Source organism: Dyadobacter sp. 32 (assembly GCF_902506755.1).
In the GTDB taxonomy this organism is placed as follows: Bacteria; Bacteroidota; Bacteroidia; order Cytophagales; family Spirosomataceae; genus Dyadobacter.
Genome location: NZ_LR735258.1, coordinates 5,046,408 through 5,067,184 on the forward strand (window position 1 = coordinate 5,046,408; position 20,777 = coordinate 5,067,184).

Annotated in this window: 19 protein-coding genes; 13 read left to right on the forward strand and 6 right to left on the reverse strand. The window is 44.5% G+C overall.

What is annotated here, in order from left to right; all coding sequences use genetic code 11:
- The first annotated feature begins 141 nt into the window (after positions 1–141).
- From DYADSP32_RS20640 to DYADSP32_RS20660, 5 genes are read left to right on the forward strand one after another with little or no spacing between them, the layout of a single operon-like run.
- Entirely contained in the window at positions 142–1,140 is a 999-nt protein-coding gene (locus tag DYADSP32_RS20640; protein ID WP_149240988.1) for a DUF6089 family protein, read from the forward strand.
- 14 nt (positions 1,141–1,154) lie between these two features.
- Positions 1,155–1,856 carry a DUF6089 family protein gene (locus DYADSP32_RS20645; RefSeq protein WP_414617935.1) on the forward strand — a complete coding sequence of 234 codons (702 nt, stop codon included), beginning with the start codon at positions 1,155–1,157 and terminating at the stop codon, positions 1,854–1,856.
- Positions 1,857–1,863: 7 nt separating this feature from the next.
- On the forward strand, positions 1,864–2,406 hold the full coding sequence (locus DYADSP32_RS20650; RefSeq protein ID WP_149240987.1) for a DUF2911 domain-containing protein: 543 nt from the start codon (positions 1,864–1,866) through the stop codon (positions 2,404–2,406).
- A gap of 14 nt (positions 2,407–2,420) precedes the next feature.
- Positions 2,421–3,308 (forward strand): trypsin-like peptidase domain-containing protein, encoded by an 888-nt coding sequence (locus DYADSP32_RS20655; RefSeq protein WP_149240986.1) that lies wholly within the window; start codon positions 2,421–2,423, stop codon positions 3,306–3,308.
- 56 nt (positions 3,309–3,364) lie between these two features.
- Positions 3,365–4,189 carry a phytanoyl-CoA dioxygenase family protein gene (locus DYADSP32_RS20660; protein ID WP_149240985.1) on the forward strand — a complete coding sequence of 275 codons (825 nt, stop codon included), beginning with the start codon at positions 3,365–3,367 and terminating at the stop codon, positions 4,187–4,189.
- A gap of 165 nt (positions 4,190–4,354) precedes the next feature.
- On the opposite strand, the gene DYADSP32_RS20665 is transcribed toward DYADSP32_RS20660, so the two are convergent.
- A complete protein-coding gene (locus tag DYADSP32_RS20665) occupies positions 4,355–5,056 on the reverse strand; it encodes a YjjG family noncanonical pyrimidine nucleotidase (protein ID WP_149240984.1) in 702 nt (233 codons plus the stop codon).
- Between the two features lie 361 nt (positions 5,057–5,417).
- Here DYADSP32_RS20665 and DYADSP32_RS20670 point away from each other — a divergent pair, with 361 nt between their 5' ends.
- The 3 genes from DYADSP32_RS20670 to DYADSP32_RS20680 all read left to right on the forward strand — a co-directional run bounded on the left by DYADSP32_RS20670 (position 5,418) and on the right by DYADSP32_RS20680 (position 7,958).
- On the forward strand, positions 5,418–6,017 hold the full coding sequence (locus DYADSP32_RS20670) for an RNA polymerase sigma factor (protein ID WP_149240983.1): 600 nt from the start codon (positions 5,418–5,420) through the stop codon (positions 6,015–6,017).
- A gap of 375 nt (positions 6,018–6,392) precedes the next feature.
- Entirely contained in the window at positions 6,393–7,067 is a 675-nt protein-coding gene (gene nth, locus DYADSP32_RS20675; RefSeq protein WP_149240981.1) for an endonuclease III, read from the forward strand.
- Between the two features lie 81 nt (positions 7,068–7,148).
- Positions 7,149–7,958, forward strand: coding sequence for an FKBP-type peptidyl-prolyl cis-trans isomerase (locus DYADSP32_RS20680; protein WP_414617936.1), 810 nt, complete (start codon positions 7,149–7,151; stop codon positions 7,956–7,958).
- Between the two features lie 39 nt (positions 7,959–7,997).
- On the opposite strand, the gene DYADSP32_RS20685 is transcribed toward DYADSP32_RS20680, so the two are convergent.
- The 4 genes from DYADSP32_RS20685 to DYADSP32_RS20700 all read right to left on the reverse strand — a co-directional run bounded on the left by DYADSP32_RS20685 (position 7,998) and on the right by DYADSP32_RS20700 (position 12,807).
- Positions 7,998–9,128: an aminotransferase class I/II-fold pyridoxal phosphate-dependent enzyme gene (locus DYADSP32_RS20685; protein WP_149240979.1), complete on the reverse strand. Its 1,131-nt coding sequence runs from the start codon at positions 9,126–9,128 to the stop codon at positions 7,998–8,000.
- Positions 9,125–9,724, reverse strand: coding sequence for an acetyltransferase (locus DYADSP32_RS20690; RefSeq protein WP_149240978.1), 600 nt, complete (start codon positions 9,722–9,724; stop codon positions 9,125–9,127). Before DYADSP32_RS20690 ends, DYADSP32_RS20685 begins: the two co-directional genes overlap by 4 nt.
- Positions 9,725–9,788: 64 nt before the next feature.
- Complete coding sequence (locus DYADSP32_RS20695; protein ID WP_149240977.1) at positions 9,789–10,385, reverse strand: sugar transferase; 597 nt, start codon at positions 10,383–10,385, stop codon at positions 9,789–9,791.
- 13 nt (positions 10,386–10,398) lie between these two features.
- Positions 10,399–12,807, reverse strand: coding sequence for an alpha-ketoacid dehydrogenase subunit alpha/beta (locus DYADSP32_RS20700; RefSeq protein WP_149240976.1), 2,409 nt, complete (start codon positions 12,805–12,807; stop codon positions 10,399–10,401).
- Between the two features lie 205 nt (positions 12,808–13,012).
- Between DYADSP32_RS20700 and DYADSP32_RS20705 the strand changes: the two genes are divergently transcribed.
- Positions 13,013–13,414, forward strand: a complete 402-nt coding sequence (locus tag DYADSP32_RS20705; protein ID WP_149240975.1) for a DUF1573 domain-containing protein — start codon at positions 13,013–13,015, stop codon at positions 13,412–13,414.
- 103 nt (positions 13,415–13,517) lie between these two features.
- On the opposite strand, the gene DYADSP32_RS20710 is transcribed toward DYADSP32_RS20705, so the two are convergent.
- On the reverse strand, positions 13,518–16,394 hold the full coding sequence (locus DYADSP32_RS20710) for an LPS-assembly protein LptD (protein WP_149240974.1): 2,877 nt from the start codon (positions 16,392–16,394) through the stop codon (positions 13,518–13,520).
- Positions 16,395–16,469: 75 nt separating this feature from the next.
- On the opposite strand from DYADSP32_RS20710, the gene DYADSP32_RS20715 reads away from it, so the two are divergent.
- The 4 genes from DYADSP32_RS20715 to DYADSP32_RS20730 all read left to right on the forward strand — a co-directional run bounded on the left by DYADSP32_RS20715 (position 16,470) and on the right by DYADSP32_RS20730 (position 20,767).
- Positions 16,470–17,267, forward strand: coding sequence for an N-acetylmuramoyl-L-alanine amidase (locus DYADSP32_RS20715; RefSeq protein ID WP_149240973.1), 798 nt, complete (start codon positions 16,470–16,472; stop codon positions 17,265–17,267).
- Between the two features lie 81 nt (positions 17,268–17,348).
- Positions 17,349–18,317 carry an MlaD family protein gene (locus DYADSP32_RS20720; RefSeq protein WP_149240972.1) on the forward strand — a complete coding sequence of 323 codons (969 nt, stop codon included), beginning with the start codon at positions 17,349–17,351 and terminating at the stop codon, positions 18,315–18,317.
- Positions 18,318–18,389: 72 nt separating this feature from the next.
- Positions 18,390–19,025, forward strand: coding sequence for a Uma2 family endonuclease (locus tag DYADSP32_RS20725; protein ID WP_414617937.1), 636 nt, complete (start codon positions 18,390–18,392; stop codon positions 19,023–19,025).
- Between the two features lie 128 nt (positions 19,026–19,153).
- Entirely contained in the window at positions 19,154–20,767 is a 1,614-nt protein-coding gene (locus DYADSP32_RS20730) for an acyl-CoA carboxylase subunit beta (RefSeq protein ID WP_149240971.1), read from the forward strand.
- Positions 20,768–20,777: the final 10 nt, after the last annotated feature.

Here is a 20,777-nt window from a genome sequence, read left to right on the forward strand (position 1 = left end):
GGCCTGCAAAAATCGGAATTACCTCTTCATATTTAATTAGTTCTCTGCACAAATAAAAAATACTTTAATACGTTGAAATGGTGATATAATCTGTGGAAAACCAACAACTGTTCTATTTTTGCAAAAAAATAATCTAAAAAAATGCGCGGTAATTTTGATAAGAAAGGGGTAACGGGAAGGTTTGCATTTATTCTCACTTTGGGAGTTGTTGCATTGAATTACAAGGCCGTGGCTCAAAACAGAGGTATATTCGTCCCTTATTCCACTGTAGCTTTTGGTGTAGGTACTTCGAATTATTATGGAGATATGGCTGCTTATAGTCGCCCTTTTGCTTCTACCTTTAATATGATGAGATGGAGTGTGGGCGCCAATTATACCCGTCATTTCACTCCAAGACTGGCTGCCAGGGCTGCGTTTAACTACGCACGAATTGCCGGCGATGATTATGTGATGAATCATAAAGGCAAATACCTGGGCAATGGCCAGTTTGCCCGAAACCTTAATTTCCGAAATGACCTGAAGGAGTTTTCAGTACAGGGTATTTTTAAACTGACACCGGATAACAGAAGTGCAGACCGCAGGCCACAGTTTGGTTCCTATCTCTTTGCGGGCGTCGGTATAGTGGCTCATAATCCTAAGGCAGCGTACGTGGATTCTACCGGTAACAAAGAGTGGATTAAGCTCCAGACTTTGCATACGGAAGGTCAGGGTAATCCGGGCTATGCAAAACCTTATTCGCTTGTAAGTGTGGTTATTCCTTTCGGTGTGGGGGTTCGCTACAAAATCAACGCCAATTTTGATATATCGGCAGAACTTGGATTCCGGTATTCGTTCTCGGATTATTTGGACGATATTGGTGGGGGCAATGCGGATCCTGCAGTATTTGCTGATGATCCGCTCGCGCGCTCATTGGCTTACCGCTATGCTGAATTGACAACCGCACGTAAAGGGCGCGATAGAACCGCTGGATTGCAGAAATTCCTGGGTGTTGAAAATCCCAATCAAATAGCCGATGCGTTGGAAGCTGTTGTTCCTCAAAGCATGCCCAGAGGAAACGCTTACAAGGATACCTATATGACCGGTATGATTCATATTCATTACATACTGCCGGCCAAGATTAAATGTCCACCTCTTAAATAAAAGATACGGTACCATTGAATGATTCGCTGATTAAAACAATTGACAGGATAGGTCAACCATTATTGTCATTTTTTGTCGTTATACTTTTGCTGGGCAGCGTCAAGTCTTTTGCTCAAAAAATTGAGATTGGAGCAGGCTTAGGCGGGTTTAACTACAAAGGAGATATTTCCCCCGCATTTCGTTTACAGTTTTTTAAACCTGGAGGAAGCCTTTTCTTTCGGTATAACGCCAGTCAGGCCCTCTCGCTTCGGGCCGAAGTAGCTGCCGGACTGATTGGTGCCAAAGACTCGAAAAGTGAGGATCCGTTTCAGATCGCCAGAAATATGTCATTCAGAACCCGCATCACCGAAGGTAGTGCCGTGGCTGAATACAATTTTCTGAATTATCAGGATAAAAGATTTGCCATCAACTGGACGCCTTATGTATTCGGTGGGATTGGATATTCGATGTTTAAGCCCGATGTGCAAACGGGCGACTACAAAACAAGTTCCTTTGTACTGCCCTACGGCGTAGGTGTGAAGTATCAGATCAAACGCCCCTGGAGTGTGGGGGTGGAATTGGGAGCCCGTAAGACTTTCACTGATTATCTGGATAATTTGGGTGGGGAGCCCACTTCAAATATAAAACTGGAGCAAGGCGACCCGTCACTGAAAGATTCCTATTACTACCTTAGACTATCCGTAAGTTACACCTTCTATAAAATATTTTGCCCTTAATGAATTTATGAAAAAAGCTCTCCGAATCCTTCTCATCGTTTGCATCCTTCTTCTCGCCGGCTTTTTTGGACTACGCACCTACACCAAATCATTCAGCCCTGAAGCTATTGCAGAGCGTAACGCCAACGGATTGAATATTATAGTAACGTACAGTCAGCCTGGGAAAAAAGGAAGGCATTTGTTTGGCCGTGAGGAAGACAAAGCGCTATTGCCCTATGGAAAGGTTTGGCGAACCGGAGCGAATGAAGCTACGGTTATAAACTTTAAGCAAGACGTCATTTTTGCGGGAGAGCCTGTAAAGGCTGGTAAATACTCACTTTGGACGGTTCCCGGACAGTCCACATGGAAGGTAATTCTGAATTCCGAAACCGGTCAGTGGGGAACTGATTACAACGATGGGAAAAATATACTAACAAAAGAGGTGACGCTACGTGTTAGTCCGCAGGTAAGAGAGCTTTTCGAAATTTACTTCGAGGATCAACCCGAGGGTGTCAATATGATACTTAGCTGGGATCAGATAGAAGCGATTGTGCCGGTCATAAAGAAATAACTTGTTGTCTCTTTATGTTTGTTGAAGCCATTGAAGCGGTAGACCAGTTCACAAGACCCATCCATTTTATTGTCAGATATTATGGGGGTGACTACATTGTTCCAGGCACCGGAACCTTATTTTTTGTAAATGATCAGGGGTGCGCACTTACGTGCCGGCACATCGCCAAACAAATCTTGTATGCATCCACGATCTATGAAAATTATCTGAAATTCAGAGCCGAACTACGAGCCTTTGACCGAGATCCTGGATTTGAAACCCAGCGTATTTATCTGGAAAAAAAATACAAAATTACTTCTCAAAGCCCGATACGGATCCTTTCTCATTTTGTCAATTGTTTTTCTTCATACAAGAGCCTGGCCATTCACCTTCATCCTACCCAGGATCTTGCCATCATTCAATTCCGCGATTTCGGGACAAAATTGTATCAGGGACATGCCCGATTCCTCAAAAATTCCAAGCAGATAAAGCAGGGAAAATACCTCTGCCGTCTCGGATACCCTTTCCCGGAATTCACAAACTACAAGTATGACAAACATTCCGGCGACATTACGTGGACGACTCAAGGCAGAATCACCACGCCTAGTTTCCCCATTGATGGCATTGTTACCCGGCATATTGGTGAAAATAATAATATCGTAGGTATTGAAATGAGCACCCCCGGACTGAAGGGCCAGAGTGGAGGCCCGCTTTTTGATGGTTCTGGAATTATTTACGGAATGCAAAGCTCCACAAGACATCTTCATCTGGGTTTCGATCAGGTCAACCGGGAAGTGATAACCGATGGCCAGCGCCAGAGAGTGTCCAACTATCCATTCTTAAATGTTGGGCAATGTGTGCATGTAGATGTGATCAAAAATTTCCTTCGGGAGAAAAATGTTACGTTTCATGAGGCCGACTAACCAGGTAGTTTTGAGGCAAAGCCTGCTTTCATTACAAACAAAACTCATATAACGACATGGATGCCTTAGCTGAGGAAATTTTGCTTAAGGAATTATCAGAACCCTTTGAACTGCCAGAGGGAGCGGTTGATTTTTTCGAAACATATGGTTTCATTAAATTGAAAAATGTGCTAAGCCCTGCTGTGCTTGAGCATTACGGAGAAATCATAACCGACCTGGTTTTTAAGCTGAATAAATTAACAAAGCCTATGGAGGAACGCACCACCTATGAGCGGGCCTTTCTTCAGGTAATGAATCTCTGGCGGGAAGATGAAAGCGTAAGGGAATTTGTATTCGCCAAACGCCTTGCGAAAATCGCTGCCGATCTTTTGAAAGTGCAGGCTGTACGATTATACCATGACCAGGCACTGTACAAAGAGTCGTCGGGGGGCATTACACCATGGCATGCGGACCAATTCTACTGGCCGTTGTCATCTCCAAAAACAGCTACGGTATGGATTCCCCTTCAAAAAACAGATATGGAAATGGGCCCGCTGGCCTTTGCAGCCAAAAGCCACAACGTGGAAATTGGGCGGGACTTGGAAATAAGCGACGAGAGTGAAGCCATCATGGCAGAACAATTGAAACAGTTTTCTGTGAACGAGGCACCTTTTGACCTTGGCGAAGTGAGCTTTCATTCCGGATGGCTCTTCCACCGGGCAGGGGAAAATATCTCGGGCCAGCCCAGAAAGGTTATGACCATGATCTACATGGATGAGACACAAAGAATTACCGAGCCAAAAAATGCTTTTCAGATAGCAGATTGGGAAACCTGGCTCGCGTCTAAACCTGTGGGAGGTAAAGCCGACAGCGAACTCAATCCAATTTTATTCTCCTATTGAACAGATAATAATAGCAAATATGCCCAATGACGGATCTTTCTGACGCGTTATTGGGCATAAATCATTCCGGGATCACTCGACTTGCAGTCGTTAGCCATTCGGGGATTCCTTTGAATCTGCAAAATACCCAATTGTGCAATTTCGGGGCACAGGGGTTCATACGGGCTACAGAATCAATTTCAGTTCTTCCAGTTTCCTGATATCGTAAGTGGGGGTTTCGTCAAATTTAAGTCCTGCAGGGTTATAGTAAACAGCATCCAGTCCGGCCCGCTTGGCACCCAAAATATCCGCGACCCAGTTGTCACCAATCATCAGAGAGTCAGTTTTATCAGCCCGGGCAAGCTGGATGGCATACTCAAATATTTTTGAATCTGGTTTTTTGGCGTTCGCGGTTTCAAATGTGACCACGTTCTTAAAAAAATGACCGATTCCCGAGCTGGCGATTTTTTTGGCCTGTATTTCGTTAAAGCCGTTGGTAATGATGTGTATGCCATATTCTTGAGCGGAAACATACTCAAGCAACTCCAATGCTCCGTCCAGTAAGTGATTTTTTTTAGGCAGGGATTGGAGATAGAACTCGCCAATGTCCCGATGGTCGTCGGGACATGCTACATTCAACTCCTGAAACACCATCCTGAAGCGATTTTCACGTATATAGCTATGGTGAATGTGTCCACGATCAAACGAATCCCAAAGTGCTGTATTTATCTTCAAAAATGATTTTACGAACAAATCCGGATCGGACAATCCCAAAAGGTCCAGAGAAAAGTGAGAAAATATTTCTTTCAGCGACTCGGTCGAGTTTCGATCAAAATCCCAAAGGGTGTGGTCGAGATCGAAAAATAAATGTTTGTATTTTTTTCTCATGGGTCAATGATACAAGATGCAATCGGGGAAGGAGCCCGGAATTATTTTTACGGCAAAGCAATCTAAAGGGTGTTCTGATTACGTATTTTATTCGATATGTTCTATTATATATGCCTTTAAGAATAGATGTTATCGGCAAGTGGTCAAATAATCATAATTGAGGCTTTTTGTTGTTAACATCTGTTAATGATGAAAGGTTTATTAAAAAAAGAAAGTCAAACACTTGCAAATTATTTTTCAAATCTATTCCTTTGATACGGATTAGTTATGATTTCCACTGCATCACTTCATTTTCGTACCAAAAAAGAAAGGAGAAACAATATAGAACAACCGCTCTACGTTAACTAAATCGAATAGTAAAATGGAGAAAGTCCTTGTTAGCGACAGTGAGTTGGTAACGTTGTATGTCCGTGGTAATGAGAAGGCCTTTGAAAAGTTGGTTCAGCGTCATAAATCTAGAATTTACACTACGATTTATCTTATTGTTAAAGATCAGTATGTAGCTGAGGATTTATTGCAAGATACTTTTATTAAGGCAGTTGATACTATAAAATCCGGAAGATATAACGACGAAGGTAAGTTTTTACCTTGGATTATACGCATCGCACACAACCTTGCCATTGATTATTTCAGACGCGATAAACGCTACCCCAATGTAGTGTTCGAAGATGGAAGCAGTGTATTCAATACGCTGGATTTTGCGGAGGATTCTGTGGAGTCAATCCAGATTCGACAAGAGACACACGAGCAACTGCGGGAGATGATCCAACGGTTACCGGACGTGCAGAAGCAGGTTCTGATCATGCGCCATTATGAGGACATGAGCTTTCAGGAAATAGCAGATGCAACGGGTGTGAGTATTAATACGGCCTTGGGGAGAATGCGTTACGCGTTGATAAACCTGCGTAAGCAATTTAACCAACGTGCCCCACAATATGACAAAAACTTTTACTTACGATGATGTTGTCCGGTATTTATACGCAGAGACAACAGAGAATGAAAATGACCTGATTGTTGAAGCGCTAGCGCTTGACGACGATTTGATGAATTTTTATATCGATTCTTTGGAGATCAAGAGTCAGATGAATAGAATTGTGAGAGTACCTTCTGACAAATCTATTGAAAGGGTCATCAGGTTTTCTAGTCAGTATTCAGTTATCAGGCCGTTGGTTCTTTCTTGCTAGAAGGTATCAGCGGTTTTCTATTTCGGGCGGTTCCGGCTGCCCGAAATTTTTGTGTTTGCTCACTGACACTATTTTGTGTCTTTAAATGCTTACTTTTACCTTCCATTTGGTTGGGGCAAGTTTGGTGAGACCGGATAAGTTTACAAGGAGCAATGCAAAAAAAAGAGAGGTTTCGTCTGCTTTTAGATTACTTCACAAGGAATTTTCCTGAACCTGAGACAGAACTCCAGTATCGCAATCCCTATGAGTTGCTGGTATCGGTGATACTCTCAGCCCAATGTACCGACAAACGGGTAAATATGGTTACACCGTCCCTGTTTGATCGTTTTCCCGACCCTGAGTCTTTGGCAGTCTCAACGTCAGAGGAAGTCTTTACTTACATCCGATCCATTTCCTACCCCAACAATAAGAGCAAACATCTGGTTGGTATGGCTCAAATGCTGGTTGGTGAATTTGGGTCAGAGATACCCGCTTCTATTGACGAACTGCAGAAGTTGCCCGGAGTAGGCCGGAAAACCGCCAACGTAATCGCTTCGGTGATCTTTAACCAACCCGCGATGGCCGTGGATACACACGTCTTCAGGGTATCACATCGGCTCGGGCTTGTTCCCATGACAGCCACCACACCGTTGGCGGTTGAAAAGGGATTGATGAAACATATTCCGAAAGTGCTGGTACCCAAAGCGCATCATTGGCTTATTCTGCATGGCAGATATGTTTGCCTGGCGCGAAGCCCCAAATGCGGAGCCTGCGAACTTTCGTCATTTTGTGCCTACTTTGAAAAAAAGCAAAAACTGGAAAACTTGGCTCCGAATCCAACGTTTTAATCAGTTTATGCGTCTTTGTATTTATGTCACTTATTACTAATAAAAACTAAGGAAATGAAGCGTAAAAATTTAGTCCTGTGTATGCTGTTAGCTGTCGCGGTGGGTGTAGCCGGTTGTATGAAATCTGTGGACAGCCAGGATGAGGCGAAGGTAATCGAGAATGATGAGCAGATTTTGAAATATTTAGCAGATTCTATTCAGGCAACCAAAGATCCTTCCGGGTATTATTTTATCAAAAGGAAAACCAACCCACTGGGTGATTCTGCCAAGCTTGGTGACGAGGTAACTGTGGCGCTTACAGGGTATCTGGTAGGAAGTAAAACTGCTGTTACCACGGACACAGTGGCTTTCCCTGCGGGAGGCAATACGCTTCTTTATGGCGTGGAATTAGCTATTCGCAAGGTGCTTACAGGAGAAAAGGCAACATTATTTTTACCTTATTATCTAGCTTTCGGAAATACCGCCAGGACGAACATTCCAGCTTATTCGGCCATACGTATGGAAATGGAATTTATTAAGACGCGCACGGAGGTTCAGCAAATCGACGAGTTTTTGCTCAAGAAAAAATTCGTAGTTACCGAGCGTACTCCTGAAAATCTTGTCATCGTCAGAACCGACACGTTGAAGACCAATATAGGTGTGGGGCCAGGTAAGTCGGTAACGGTTAAATACATTGGCAAGTATCTCTCCGATGTCAAATTTGACGAAGGTTCCTTTACCTATAATACCGGCACGGGAAATCTGATCGCAGGGTTTGATCAGGCTGTCCAAAAACTTCCGTTGAAGGGAAAAGCCATAGTTGTATTCCCGTCTTCATTAGGTTACAAAGCAGCAGGATATAATCAGATTCCTCCCTACGCTCCGCTACAATTCGAGTTGGAAATACAATAGCACTGATTTCTATTGAATTATCAAATCCTTTCGTTGTTCTCAACGGAAGGATTTTTTTATAACCTCGGTGACCCGATTTATATCTTCCAGACTAAGATCGGAACCTGAAGGTAAACACAATCCATTCTCAAAAAGCCGCTCGGAAACTCCTGCACCGAAAAACTTTTCACCGTGAAAAACAGGCTGAAGATGCATCGGTTTCCAAACTGGCCTTGATTCGATATTTTCCTTCTCCAGATTCAAACGAATGACTTCTCTGGTAATACCTTCCGATAGTTTCGGATCAATAAGTATTGCCGTAAGCCATCGGTTGGACCTGCAATGTAAAGGTTCGTTTTGAAAGGTAATCGCTGGGATATCGGCAAGCATCTTTTTGTAATAGTCAAAGTTGAAACGTCTCCGCTCCACCCGTTTAACGATGACTTCCATCTGAGCCAGTCCGATGCTTGCGCAGATATTGCTCATTCGGTAGTTATAGCCGATTTCAGTATGTTCATAATGAGGGGCTACATTCTTTGCCTGTGTTGATAAAAACCGGGAATATTCTATAAGTTTTTCATCGTTGGACAACAAAGCGCCTCCGGCCGAAGTGGTAATGATTTTGTTTCCATTAAATGAAAGGACACCCATTCTGCCAAAGGATCCCGCATGCTGGTTTTTGTAGAAAGAGCCCAACGCTTCTGCAGCGTCTTCAATGAGGGGAATGTCATATCGCTCGCATATCTTCAATATTTCAGTGAGCTGCATGGGCATTCCGTACAAATGCACAGCGATGATGGCTTTGGGTTTTTGTCCCCGGGCAAGACATGCCTTTATGGATTCTTCAAGTGCATCAGGGCAGATGTTCCAGGTTTTTTCTTCACTGTCGATGAATACCGGGATTGCCTTTTGATATACAATCGGGTTGGCGCATGCCGCGAAGGTGAGGGATTGGCATAAAACAATATCGCCGTCAGCCACATGAAGCGCAAGCAGTGCCAGGTGTATAGCAGCTGTTCCGGAGGAAAGTGCAACCACATGTTTACAGCCCGTGTAGGCGCTCAGCATGTTTTCAAAAGCTGCGGTACCAGGTCCGGCTGGTGCAATCCAGTTGACCTCCAAGGCCTGCTGAATGTACAGCAGTTCATTGCCACTCTTATGGGGAGGAGAAAGAAATATTCGGGGTTTCATTTTTCCATTTTTACAATTCTGCCCGGATTCCCGCGTACAGTGGCCCCGTCGGGGATATTCATGGTTACCACACTACCAGCTGCAATGAGGCAATCCTTTCCGATGATCAGGTTTGGAGCGATCACACTGCCTGCACCTACCAGGGTATTTTCGCCTACAATAACATTGCCGCAAATGACTACTCCTGGTGCCAGATGCACAAAGTCGCCAATCACACTGTCATGTTCAACGATAGCACCCGTGTTGACGATGACATGTCTGCCGATCGTGACATCGGCTTGTACAACACATTGGTGTAGCACTACGGTGCCGTCCTTAACCCGCGCCCTTACATCGATGATGGCAGACGGGTGAAAGACGTTACCTGGTGTATGCTGAATGATTCCCGCGATTCTTTTTCGGCTCGGATTGTGGCCAATGGAGATAATGATCGGATCATGCTGAAAAGTATTGTTGTCGTACTGAATGACAAAGGGGATCGCCAGAGACTGAACTAAGGAAGGATTATCATCAAATATGCCGTGGACCTTTACCCCTTCTGCCAGCAGGCAAGAGAGAATCACTTTGGCATGGCCACCTGCGCCGTAAAGAAGCATTTTGAAATGTACAGTAGAGTGATAACGCTACCGTTGAGAAGCAGAAAGAAGAATAAGTAACGATCTAGCCCTTAAATTTTTCCTTAGTATCGATGTTACCATTGATATTCTTCATAGCCAGAACACAAAAAACAGTGAGGTACATAATTCTAAAATCCAGTAACATGGAAACATTTTCGATGTACCAGAGGTCGTGATCGAATTTTGCCTCCCAGCTAATGGCGTTCCGGCCGTGGATCTGCGCCCAGCCGGTTATGCCGGGCCGAAGGTCATGTCGCTTTCTGTGGTTAGGATCGTAGAGCGGGAGGTATTCCACAAGAAGGGGCCTTGGGCCAATGATACTCATGTCCCCGATTAAAACATTCCAAAGCTGCGGTAATTCGTCAAGTGAGGTTTTACGAATGAGGTTTCCAATCGGTGAAATCCGTTCATGGTCGGGGAGTAGATTATGATGCTGATCCACCGTATCACGCATGGTTTTGAATTTTACCATTAAAAAGATCCGTTCTTTAAAGCCGGGGCGCAGCTGACAGAAAAAGGGATTTCCTCTGTTGGAAATGGCCAGTAAAACCATCAGGAAAAACAACAAAGGAGATAGTACGATGAGCCCGGCAAAAGCGATGATGATATCAAAGAGCCTTTTGCCGAATGTCCTGTACATAATAGTGAAGGAACTAAAAAACTTCCGGGAAACGTGACGGATTCACCTCGCGCATCATTTGATAAGCCACTTCAAATACATCATCCATGTTGGGTTTGGAGAAATAGTCCCCGTCGGAGCCATAAGGAGGCCTGTGTGCCTTGGCCGAGATCGTCACAGGTGCAGAATCCAGCCATTTGTAAGCATTCTGGTTTTCGATTACCTGTTGCATCATATAGGCCGAGGCACTTCCCGGGAGATCCTCATCCGCAAAAATGACACGGCTTGTCCTTTTTATCGATTCCACAATTTTGCCGTTGATATCGAAAGGCAGTAGCGTTTGCACATCAATCACTTCCACATCTATGCCTGACTGATGCAGGACAGAGGCCGCTTCCATCACAATTCTGCACATAGAACCGTACGTAACAATGGTGATATCCTTGCCTTCCCTTAAAATCTCCGGTACACCCAGTGGAACATGCACTTCACCAATATTGTCAGGAAGAATCTCCTTCTGCCGGTAGGAGTTAAGAGGCTCTATGATAAGTCCCGGATCATCTCCTTTCAAAAGTGTATTGTAAAAGCCAGCGGCCTGGGTGAAGTTCCTGGGTACAATTACATGAATGCCTCTCAGGCTACTAAGCATGGTGCCCATCGGGGAGCCCGAATGCCAGATCCCTTCGAGTCTGTGGCCTCTTGTTCGAATGATCAGCGGAGCCTTTTGGCCCCCGGCCGTACGGTACCGTAAGGTGGCCAGGTCGTCGGTAAGCGTGGCCAGTGCGTAATAGATATAATCGAAATACTGAATTTCAACGATAGGTCTCAAACCACGCATGGCCATGCCAATTCCCTGACCCACAATGGTTGTTTCTCTGATACCCGTGTCGGTCACACGCAGTTCTCCATATTTCTCCTGTAGTCCGGCAAGGCCTTGGTTGACATCGCCAATCATACCTACATCCTCGCCCAGGGCAACGACTCTTGGATCTTTTCCCAGCAATTCGTCGAAATAGGAGCGGATGATTTCACGTCCATCGACCGTGGGGCTGTCTTCTGAATACGCAGGAGTTACAGCAGGTACAAGCAGGGGAGAGTCTTCCGACTGGCTGTAAAGGTGTGTACTGTATCGTAATGTACTTTCTTTGATAGCATTGCGAAGCGATTCCAGCAATAAGTGTTTGGAAGGAAGGCTTTCTGCTCCTATAACCCGTAGCGCCTTGCGGATACTGCCCACCATGTCTTTCCGGATCGGAAGGTATGTTTTGGTAAGTTCCAATATCACGTTACTCAATTCTTTCGCATGTGTACTTTCGTGCATTACATTCTGGATCATCTGAATGGTGTCCAGGTAATCTTTATCCAATTCCTTTCTATATTCTTTCCAGGCCTGGTTACGCGCTGAATTTGCCGTTTCTTTCGCATCAGATTCGATTTTTTCCAGCTCTTCCTCGGTCGAATAACCGTTTTTAAGTATCCAGTCCCGGAAACGCAAATTACAATCATGATCTTGCTCCCACTTCAGCCTCTGTTTGGATTTATATCGCTCGTGCGAGCCGGAAGTGGAGTGCCCTTGGGGTTGGGTGAGCTCTATGACATGAATGAGTACAGGAACTTGTTCCTCCCGGCACAAAGTAGCCGCCTTCTCGTAAGTTTCAATCAGAGCCGGATAATCCCAACCTTTCACGACCATAATTTCCAGACCTTGTTCTTCTTCATTGCGCTGAAGGCCGGCCAGTGCTTTGGAAATGCTTGATTTGGTTGTCTGATATTCAACCGGAACCGAAATGCCATAACCATCATCCCAAACGGAAGTGAGCAATGGAATCTGAAGTACACCAGCTGCGTTCATGGCTTCCCAAAACATGCCCTGAGAAGTGGAGGCGTCGCCAATGGTAGCGAATACAATTTCATTACCTTTTTTGGAAAAGGTATCCAACGAATGCAATTCCTCATTGCCCCGATACAGCTTGGAAGCGTAGGCCAGGCCAACCGCCCTGGGGATTTGACCTGCTGTGGAGGATATATCACAAACGGAGTTGTTGAGCTTCGTCTGATCCAGCCACTTGCCGTTTTCATCGAGCCATCGGGTGGAAAAATGGCCGTTCATAGACCTCCCTCCTGTATTCGGCTCATGCGCGATGTCGGCATGGGCATACATCTGAGCAAAAATCTGCTGCCATGATAGGTTACCCAGTGCCGCTTCGATGGTCTGATCCCGGTAATATCCTGAGCGAAAATCCCCCCGTCGGAAGGAACGGGATAGTGCAATCTGAGCTACCTCTTTTCCGTCGCCAAATATCCCGAATTTGGATCTGCCGCCCATGGTGTCTTTCCTGCCCAACAAACTTACATACCGGCTTTCACAAGCAAGGCGGTAGTCATTTGTTATATTTTCTTTTGTAAGAATACTGGAACCGGTCAAACTGTCATTTACAAGCATAGGCGAAATTTACGGAGTGAATCCGTAGTTAAGTTACATTTTTTTGAATGCAAGCCAAAATTATGCAGGAAAATAATATTCATAACAACAATATCGTAAGTTTAAACGCATTGTTAATATTGGTTAACGATTATTAAAAGTAAATTTTAAGCATTAAACTTGTCATGAAATAGATTTTCCACAACTAAATTGTAATCCGACAACTATGAAAGTTATCTTTTCCACGCTGGTTCTATTGATAGGATTGACCACCGTAAGTTTTGCTCAAAAGGGCGTGTTGAAGTTCAAGGAAGAAACACACAAATTTGGTAAGGTACCACAAGGCGTACCAGTTACCAATGAATTCGTATTTACAAATACAGGTACTGATCCTGTTGTGATCAGCAATGCAGCTGCATCTTGCGGGTGTACCACACCTACCTGGACCAAAACGCCGGTAATGCCAGGGAAAACAGGGTCGGTAAAAGCAACTTTCAATGCCGCAACTCCAGGGCTTTTTAATAAGTCTGTGACAATTTCCAGCAACACCGAAGGTGGTCAGGTGATCTTGTATCTCAATGGAGAAGTGGTTCCCAAAGCAGCGGCAGCCAAGCCAGCTTCGAAGTAATATATCCCGAATGAAATTTAAAAAAAGCTGGCCCTGGAAGCCGGCTTTTTTTATTGATAACCCTGAACGTATTGTGTTCAAAAACACTTCTCAGCCGACAGCCTTAATATGAGGCTCTATCTTGGAACGAGCGTCTCCGTGTGAGTTTCAGATCCTGTAGCACACTGGACTTAACTTTGAGAATGAAGCTGTAATTACTTACACGTCGCGAGTTACCTGCAAAGGGCGTCCAGCTGAGACTCATATCCCAGCAATGGAGGTCGCGATATAGTGTCAGCGAGGTAATGGTAGGCTTGAATGCAGTAAAGTCAAAACCGGTGTTGACGCTTATCTTAAAATTTTTCGACAAACTAAGGTCTCCCGTCGCCTGTACAGCCTGTATAAGTTGCGCATTGGATAGTCCGGGTTTTGTCAAACCGAAGTTGTAGTTGAGCGATACATTCCAGGGGATGCTGAAATCCACGTAGAGATCAGCATTTTGTTTGACGAAATCTCTTTGTTCCTGAGTTGTGGTACTATTGGCTCCCGTTGCAGGCTTGTCTTTCTCAGATGTTTTAGGAGCAAAACTGGTTCCGAGCGTAAAGCCCAGGTTCTGAAGACCTGCCAGTCCCTGTCCCTGCGTAATGGCATATTCCTTCATTCTGATCCCTGTGGTATTAAATGTACTGTTTGGATCCGGCTTGTAGGCATAAGGATCCAGGTTCATATTAAAGTTCAGGTTGAGATTTTTACCAATACGTGCATTGGCGTTGACCGAGATGTTGGAAAGGTTCAGGGAGTCGGCCAGCAGATTGTAACTTCCCTGTAAACTTAAATTGTCGAGTAGTGAAACTTTCTCAAACTGTGTAGCGGCGGTGTCACTTTTTGTTTTCAGCTTCATTTCGAAGGAGTTGTTGATACCAAATGATATCACACTGGAAGCAAGCCCGTTGCCCACACTATTGCCAACCCCTCGGAAACGCGATAGTTTCATGGTTTTGCCCAGTTCGTTAACTTGTACCGTTTGGTAAAAGCCATAATTATCTCCGGTAAAATCAGGCGTGTAGCTAAATGACAAGGAAGGAATTACAGTGTGGCGAATGGCTTCCAGCCGCCGTCCTCCGAAATGTTTTGTGCCATAGAACCGGGTATTGACACCAGCGCCAAAAGAAAAAGAGTATTCGTTGCCTATGCCGTCTTCTTTCCTGATACTTACAGAGTCCCCACCTTTGAAGGCATACACGTATCGTTTTGTAAATACCTCACCATTCATTGAGATGCTCGGGGTCACATTCACAAAACGAAGCACTTTAAAGTTGGGAAGGGATATGGGAATACTGTACCGACCAGTAAACTGTGCGTCTTTTAAAATGTTGTCGCCTAAATTTTTGAAATTAAATTCAACGAGTTCGGTCCGGCCATATCTCGATTTACTGAAATCACCTTGGTCATAAACCGGATGAAAACCCAGCGACGAGTACGATGTGTCAATGGCAGCAAGTTGATTTGTCAATGTATAATTTCCATTGAAGTCCATGCCCAGCCTGAAACTTTCATACCATCTCCCCTGCGGGTTTCTTAAGGCAAAGGGAGATATCTGGTTAACCCCAAGACTGAAATCGGATGATATGTTAGTCTTCCCACCTTCTCTTCTACCCGTAGAATCATTGGGCTGTCCAAAGTTCTGATTGACACGTATGCTGGCTGCTCCCCGCAAGTATTGGCCGGCAGTTTTCGTATACTGAACCGAGGACGTGGCAACATTGGAAATGTATTTTTGCGTGTTTGTTTCCTGTACCTGATTATAGCTGTTGCTGGTGACATTTACATTGGCGGAAAAAGTAGAGGTGCCTCTCGGTTTGGGGGCATGAGACCACATGATACTGTAATCGTCTGTGGCGGTACCCTTAATCTTTCTTTGTATTTCATCCGGAGATCTGTTCCGATTGTAACGCAGCGACAAATTTCCATTGTATTGATAACGCCGCGAATAAGTGGATGCAACGCCAAGCCCCCAGCTACCTGTGGAATAGATCTGGCCCGTAACGGATGCATTTACAAATTCACTGATCGCGAAATAATAGCCGCCGTCACGAAGGTAGAATCCCCGACCGTTTGGTTCTTCCCCATAAGTAGGGAATATAATTCCGGAGGTTCCTATCTCCTTTTTCTTTGGAAAAGGGAAAAAACCGAAAGGCAGGGCGATGGGAAGCGGTACATCACTGATGACCAGATTAAACGGCCCCGATACGACCTGTTTTTGCTTGACCAGCTTTATCTTGGGTGCATTGATGTAAAAGTGGGGGTGCGTAAGATTACAAGTCGTGTAAATCGACTTTTGAATGTAAAAATTGCCTTCATTATCCTTTTTTACCTTATCACCACGTATGTTACCATCACCCTGGGTGGTTACAATGCCCCGGATCAGGGCTTTTTTGGACTTGAAATTATATCGGATCTCTTTGGTGTTGTATGTTTCGGGGCCATCCTGAAAGATCGGTTCACCAACCATTTTCTTTGTTGTTGAATCAAAAGTGCCCGTGGCAAAGACCTCGTTGGTGATCCAGTTCAATCGGATGTAGTCGGCCTTTAAATTGATGGTGCCGTAATTTACTTCGGCATTTCCGTACAGGTGAACCTCTTTAAGATCTACATTCATAATCGTAGAATCTTCTGAGGTATATTGCACGGTGTTCTGTAGGTCGTCGGGATTGGAAAGCGTATCGGAAGCGGTAGAATCTGTATTGGTAACAGCTATTCCGTCCTTATTCAAGGTTGTGTCACCCGGTATTGCGGCCTTCGCGAGGGCTGACGTGTCAGGTAAAGATTTGGCCACAGCAGGTGCCTCCGCTCCGGGCGTAACAGGTTTTAAGACCTTAGATGTCTTAGTGTCTTTTCCGGTTCGTTTAGTGCGCTGAGGTACACATGATAAGGTGCCCAGCAGAAGAATCGCCACAAATCCCAGCGATATAATAATCGCCTTTTTTTTCAGTTCTAACAAATAGAGTATTTTTGCATAAAGAATGTCAAAATTAGCAGAGAAAGCTCTTATGAGTAACGCCGTAACTAAAAAATAATGTTAAAAGTTCTTAAAACCATAATTGCAGCTGTTTGCTTAGCAGTAAGTTTGGCTTTTGTTTACAAGACGGAACCCGTTAAGAAAAAATTCGCAAGTAAAGTGAATGTAGTGGTGATTGATGCCGGCCATGGAGGGCACGATATCGGCACCAGGGGAAAGGTTGCAAAAGAGGCACATGTTGCGCTGAAAATAGCTCTGGAATTAGGCAGGCAGATCAAGGAAAGCATGCCTGATGTGAAAGTACTTTATACGAGAGATTCCGATGAGTTTATCGAGCTCGGCGAGCGGTCAGCATTTGCCAACCGAAATAATGCAGATCTTTTCATCTCCATTCATTGTAACTCTTCTCCCAAATCGAAGACCGTGAAAGGAACCGAGACATATGTGATGGGTTTACACAAGACGAATGGAAATCTTGAGGTTGCCAAGAGGGAGAATTCGGTTATTTTAAAAGAAACAAATTACAAACAGAAGTACAAGGGTTTTGATCCGGAATCACCATTGGCTGCGATTATGCTGGCCAATTACCAAAGTGCGTTTATAACCAGCAGTCTGAGATTCGCAGACCATGTGGAAAAAAAATTCATGACTGTTTCCGAAAGAGCCAGCCGGGGTGTAAAGCAGGCTGGGTTTTTGGTACTCTGGAGAACTTCCATGCCCAGTGTCCTCATCGAAACTGGCTTTTTGTCAACACCGGAAGAGGAGGAATATCTGAATTCGGATGATGGCCAGGAAGAAGTGGCCGAATCGATTTTTGAAGCGTTCAAGCTTTACAAGCACAATATGGAACATTGAAGGAAAAGCTTATTTAATCATTTTTACGAAATATTATTGAGTACCGGCCTCTGTGCCGGTTGCTTTTTTACTAATTAGTCCATGAAATTCTCAAAAGAAGTTAAAGTAGGAATAATGGCTTTGTTTGCCATTGTCATGTTGTATTTAGGATTTCACGTACTCAAGGGCTCCGACGTTTTTTCCAGAACTTACAAATACTACGTCATTTATGATAATATCGACGGGCTCACGGCCTCCAATCCTGTATTGTTAAACGGACTAAATGTAGGCAGGGTACAAGGGATCAAACTGATGCAGGATCGGCAAAACAAGCTTTTGGTGACACTGGATATCCAAAAGGGCGTTGCTTTGCCACAAGGGACGGCTGCAGTGTTAGCAGATGGGGGTCTTTTAGGAGGTAAACTGATACGCCTTTCCATGGGCACCTCTTCCGCATTGCTGAGAGATGAAGATACCCTAACCGCCAGGAAGGAAGCCGGCATATCGGCCCTGCTTCAGGAAAAAGCTTTACCATTGGTAACACATGCCGATTCGCTGGTGAAAAATCTGGATGTGGTGGCATCCGGGTTCAGGGAAACGGGGCTGATATTAAATCAGGTATTGAAAAATTATGACCAGACAGGGAGTAGTCTTCAGGGGTTACTGGGGGATAACCGTAAAAACCTGCTGGCAATTACCACGAATCTCAATAAGTTGTCGGCTTCGTTAATCGAAACTGAAAAGGGACTAAAACCTTTGTTGGCTAAAACAGGAACACTTGCAGATTCTCTGAGTGCATTAAGATTGGGTGAAACGGTGCAGCATGCAAACCAAACCATACTGGAGCTTAAGCAATTATTGGCCAGCGTGGAATCCGGGAAAGGGACAGCAGGTAAGTTGATAAAAGATGAAACGCTTTACAACAACCTGAACAAAACGATGGTTAGCCTCAACAAATTGATGACCAATTTCAGGGAACAGCCCAAACGTTACGTACATGTTTCCATTTTTGGTAAAAAGGATAAAGGACCAGCAGAATCACCGCTGGATACCACGACCGTTATAAAATAGAATTTCAGGCCATGTCTTCGGTCTCTGTTTTTTCGTTATATTGCTCTAAATAAAATCGGAAAGGAGGATGTTATGCTTACTCAGGAACGGAAAAAGCGAAGTCAAACTTCAACTTACAACAACGATGATATACCTGATTCCCTCATTTATGAGGTGATGGATGGTGAACCTTTGTATTATAAAGGCTACAAGGATGTTTTGAGTAACAAAAAGTCGCTTGACGATATTATGGGGAGTAGTACACTACAAAGCTTTATTATCACCTACTTGCTGAAATTTACCTTCAAGAATCTTGATGAACAAAAATTTCTGGCCCTTACCAATGAACTAGGTTTACATGTAAGCGATAAGACCAATTTTGCAGGAGATATAAATATATTTGACCGGTCTGTTTTTTCGGTTGAAAATATAAATAAGCGGTATTCTAGCATAGCGCCTAAAATAGTTTGTGAAGTTGACTCTAAAATAGACTTTTCAAAAGATAAAGACCTTGACTATATCAATATCAAAACACAAAAGCTCTTAAATTTTGGTGTGGAAAAAGTAATCTGGATCTTTACAGGTAGCCAGAAAGTAATGGTTTCTCAGCAAAATCATGATTGGCTCACCAAGGATTGGAACCAGGATATTGAATTGTTAGACGGTCACTTTTTCAATATCGGTCAATACTTAAAGGATGAGGGAGTGAAGGTGGAAACTAATTTCTGATCATTTCTTACTACCAATAATTTGAGTCGCCTGCTTTCTGTTGGCGGCTTTTTTATTGTCACGGCCAAATAAATTCCGGCAAACGTTATATTTCTTTATATTCGTCCAGGAACATTCAACATACACTTATGCCCAATCAAGAAAGCATACAGGAACTAGTGGCAAAGCTTAACCTGAAACTGGAGGAGGTCAAACTGGGTGGCGGACAAAAGAAGATTGATGCACAACATGCAAAAGGAAAACTATCCGCCAGGGAAAGAATAGATTATTTAAGAGATTCGGACACTTATTTTCTGGAAATTGGTGCATTTGCAGGGGATGGGATGTACGACGTAGAGGGAGGGTGTCCTTCGGGTGGCGTCGTAGTGGGCATCGGATATGTGTCTGGTAAGCAATGCATGATGGTTGCCAATGATGCTACTGTAAAAGCAGGGGCATGGTTTCCTATAGCCGCCAAGAAAAATTTACGTGCTCAGGAGATAGTGATGGAGAATCGCCTCCCGATCATTTACCTGGTCGACAGTGCGGGCGTATACCTGCCCATGCAGGCGGAAGTTTTTGCGGACAAGGAGCATTTTGGAAGGATATTCCGTAACAATGCCCGTATGTCGTCGATGGGAATCATTCAAATCGCGGCCATCATGGGTAGCTGTGTGGCCGGAGGGGCTTATCTGCCCGTCATGTCCGATGAAGTATTTATAGTGGAAGGCACGGGCTCCGTGTATTTGGCAGGGCCCTATCTGGTCAAATCGTCTGTGGGAGAGGAGGTCGATTCGGAAACGCTTGGTGGCGCAACCATGCATTGTGAAATTTCCGGCGTGACGGATAATAAGTTTCCAGATGACAAGTCCTGTCTGGATGCGATCAGGAGGCATTTGGATAAAATCGGGAAATGCAGGTCCGCAGGGTATGATCGGAAAAAAGCGATTGATCCGAAACGTAACGTGGAGGAGATTTATGATATTCTTCCCACCGATCGGTTGAAACCGTATGACATGACGCACATTCTGGAATGTATCGTGGACGGCTCGGAGCTCGACGAATACAAACCTGATTATGGAAAAACACTGGTCTGTGCTTACGCCCGTGTTGAGGGCTGGGCGGTGGGGGTCGTTGCAAATCAGCGAAAAATGGTGAAATCCGGCAAGGGGGAAATGCAAATGGGTGGCGTAATCTATGGTGAATCGGCTGACAAAGCGGCGCGTTTTATAATGAATTGTAATCAGAAGAAAATCCCGCTTTTGTTTTTCCATGATGTAACGGGCTTCATGGTCGGAAGCCGGGCCGAGCAGGGGGGAATTATCAAGGATGGAGCCAAAATGGTGAACGCGGTTGCTAATTCTGTGGTGCCCAAATTTACCTTCATTGTTGGGAATTCTTATGGAGCCGGAAATTATGCCATGTGTGGAAAAGCCTATGATCCGCGGTTGATCTACGCCTGGCCTACCGCACAGATGGCTGTCATGAGCGGTGCAACGGCTGCAAAAACACTACTCCAGGTTCAAACGGCTACGCTAAAAGCAAAGGGAGAAATCATTACAAAACAGGCTGAGGATGACTTGCTAAAAGAAATCACAGATCGATATAACAACGAGTTATCGCCGTACTTTGCAGCTGCCAGGCTCTGGGTCGACGGAATCATTGATCCGCTCGAAACCAGGCGTGTAATCTCCACAGGGATAGAGGCGGCGGATCAGGCCCCGATTGAGAGAGAATTCAATGTGGGGGTCATGCAGGTTTAAAAAAATGGAA

Coding starts and splice junctions, on each gene's coding strand:
- DYADSP32_RS20660 (WP_149240985.1), top strand. CDS start 3,365: ATGGATGCCTTAGCTGAGGAAATTTTGCTTAAGGAATTATCAGAACCC.
- DYADSP32_RS20725 (WP_414617937.1), top strand. CDS start 18,390: ATGCTTACTCAGGAACGGAAAAAGCGAAGTCAAACTTCAACTTACAAC.
- DYADSP32_RS20695 (WP_149240977.1), bottom strand. CDS start 10,385: ATGTACAGGACATTCGGCAAAAGGCTCTTTGATATCATCATCGCTTTT.
- DYADSP32_RS20685 (WP_149240979.1), bottom strand. CDS start 9,128: ATGAAACCCCGAATATTTCTTTCTCCTCCCCATAAGAGTGGCAATGAA.
- DYADSP32_RS20730 (WP_149240971.1), top strand. CDS start 19,154: ATGCCCAATCAAGAAAGCATACAGGAACTAGTGGCAAAGCTTAACCTG.
- DYADSP32_RS20705 (WP_149240975.1), top strand. CDS start 13,013: ATGAAAGTTATCTTTTCCACGCTGGTTCTATTGATAGGATTGACCACC.
- DYADSP32_RS20720 (WP_149240972.1), top strand. CDS start 17,349: ATGAAATTCTCAAAAGAAGTTAAAGTAGGAATAATGGCTTTGTTTGCC.
- DYADSP32_RS20680 (WP_414617936.1), top strand. CDS start 7,149: ATGCTGTTAGCTGTCGCGGTGGGTGTAGCCGGTTGTATGAAATCTGTG.
- DYADSP32_RS20700 (WP_149240976.1), bottom strand. CDS start 12,807: ATGCTTGTAAATGACAGTTTGACCGGTTCCAGTATTCTTACAAAAGAA.
- DYADSP32_RS20715 (WP_149240973.1), top strand. CDS start 16,470: ATGTTAAAAGTTCTTAAAACCATAATTGCAGCTGTTTGCTTAGCAGTA.
- DYADSP32_RS20655 (WP_149240986.1), top strand. CDS start 2,421: ATGTTTGTTGAAGCCATTGAAGCGGTAGACCAGTTCACAAGACCCATC.
- nth (WP_149240981.1), top strand. CDS start 6,393: ATGCAAAAAAAAGAGAGGTTTCGTCTGCTTTTAGATTACTTCACAAGG.
- DYADSP32_RS20665 (WP_149240984.1), bottom strand. CDS start 5,056: ATGAGAAAAAAATACAAACATTTATTTTTCGATCTCGACCACACCCTT.
- DYADSP32_RS20690 (WP_149240978.1), bottom strand. CDS start 9,724: ATGCTTCTTTACGGCGCAGGTGGCCATGCCAAAGTGATTCTCTCTTGC.
- DYADSP32_RS20670 (WP_149240983.1), top strand. CDS start 5,418: ATGGAGAAAGTCCTTGTTAGCGACAGTGAGTTGGTAACGTTGTATGTC.
- DYADSP32_RS20640 (WP_149240988.1), top strand. CDS start 142: ATGCGCGGTAATTTTGATAAGAAAGGGGTAACGGGAAGGTTTGCATTT.
- DYADSP32_RS20650 (WP_149240987.1), top strand. CDS start 1,864: ATGAAAAAAGCTCTCCGAATCCTTCTCATCGTTTGCATCCTTCTTCTC.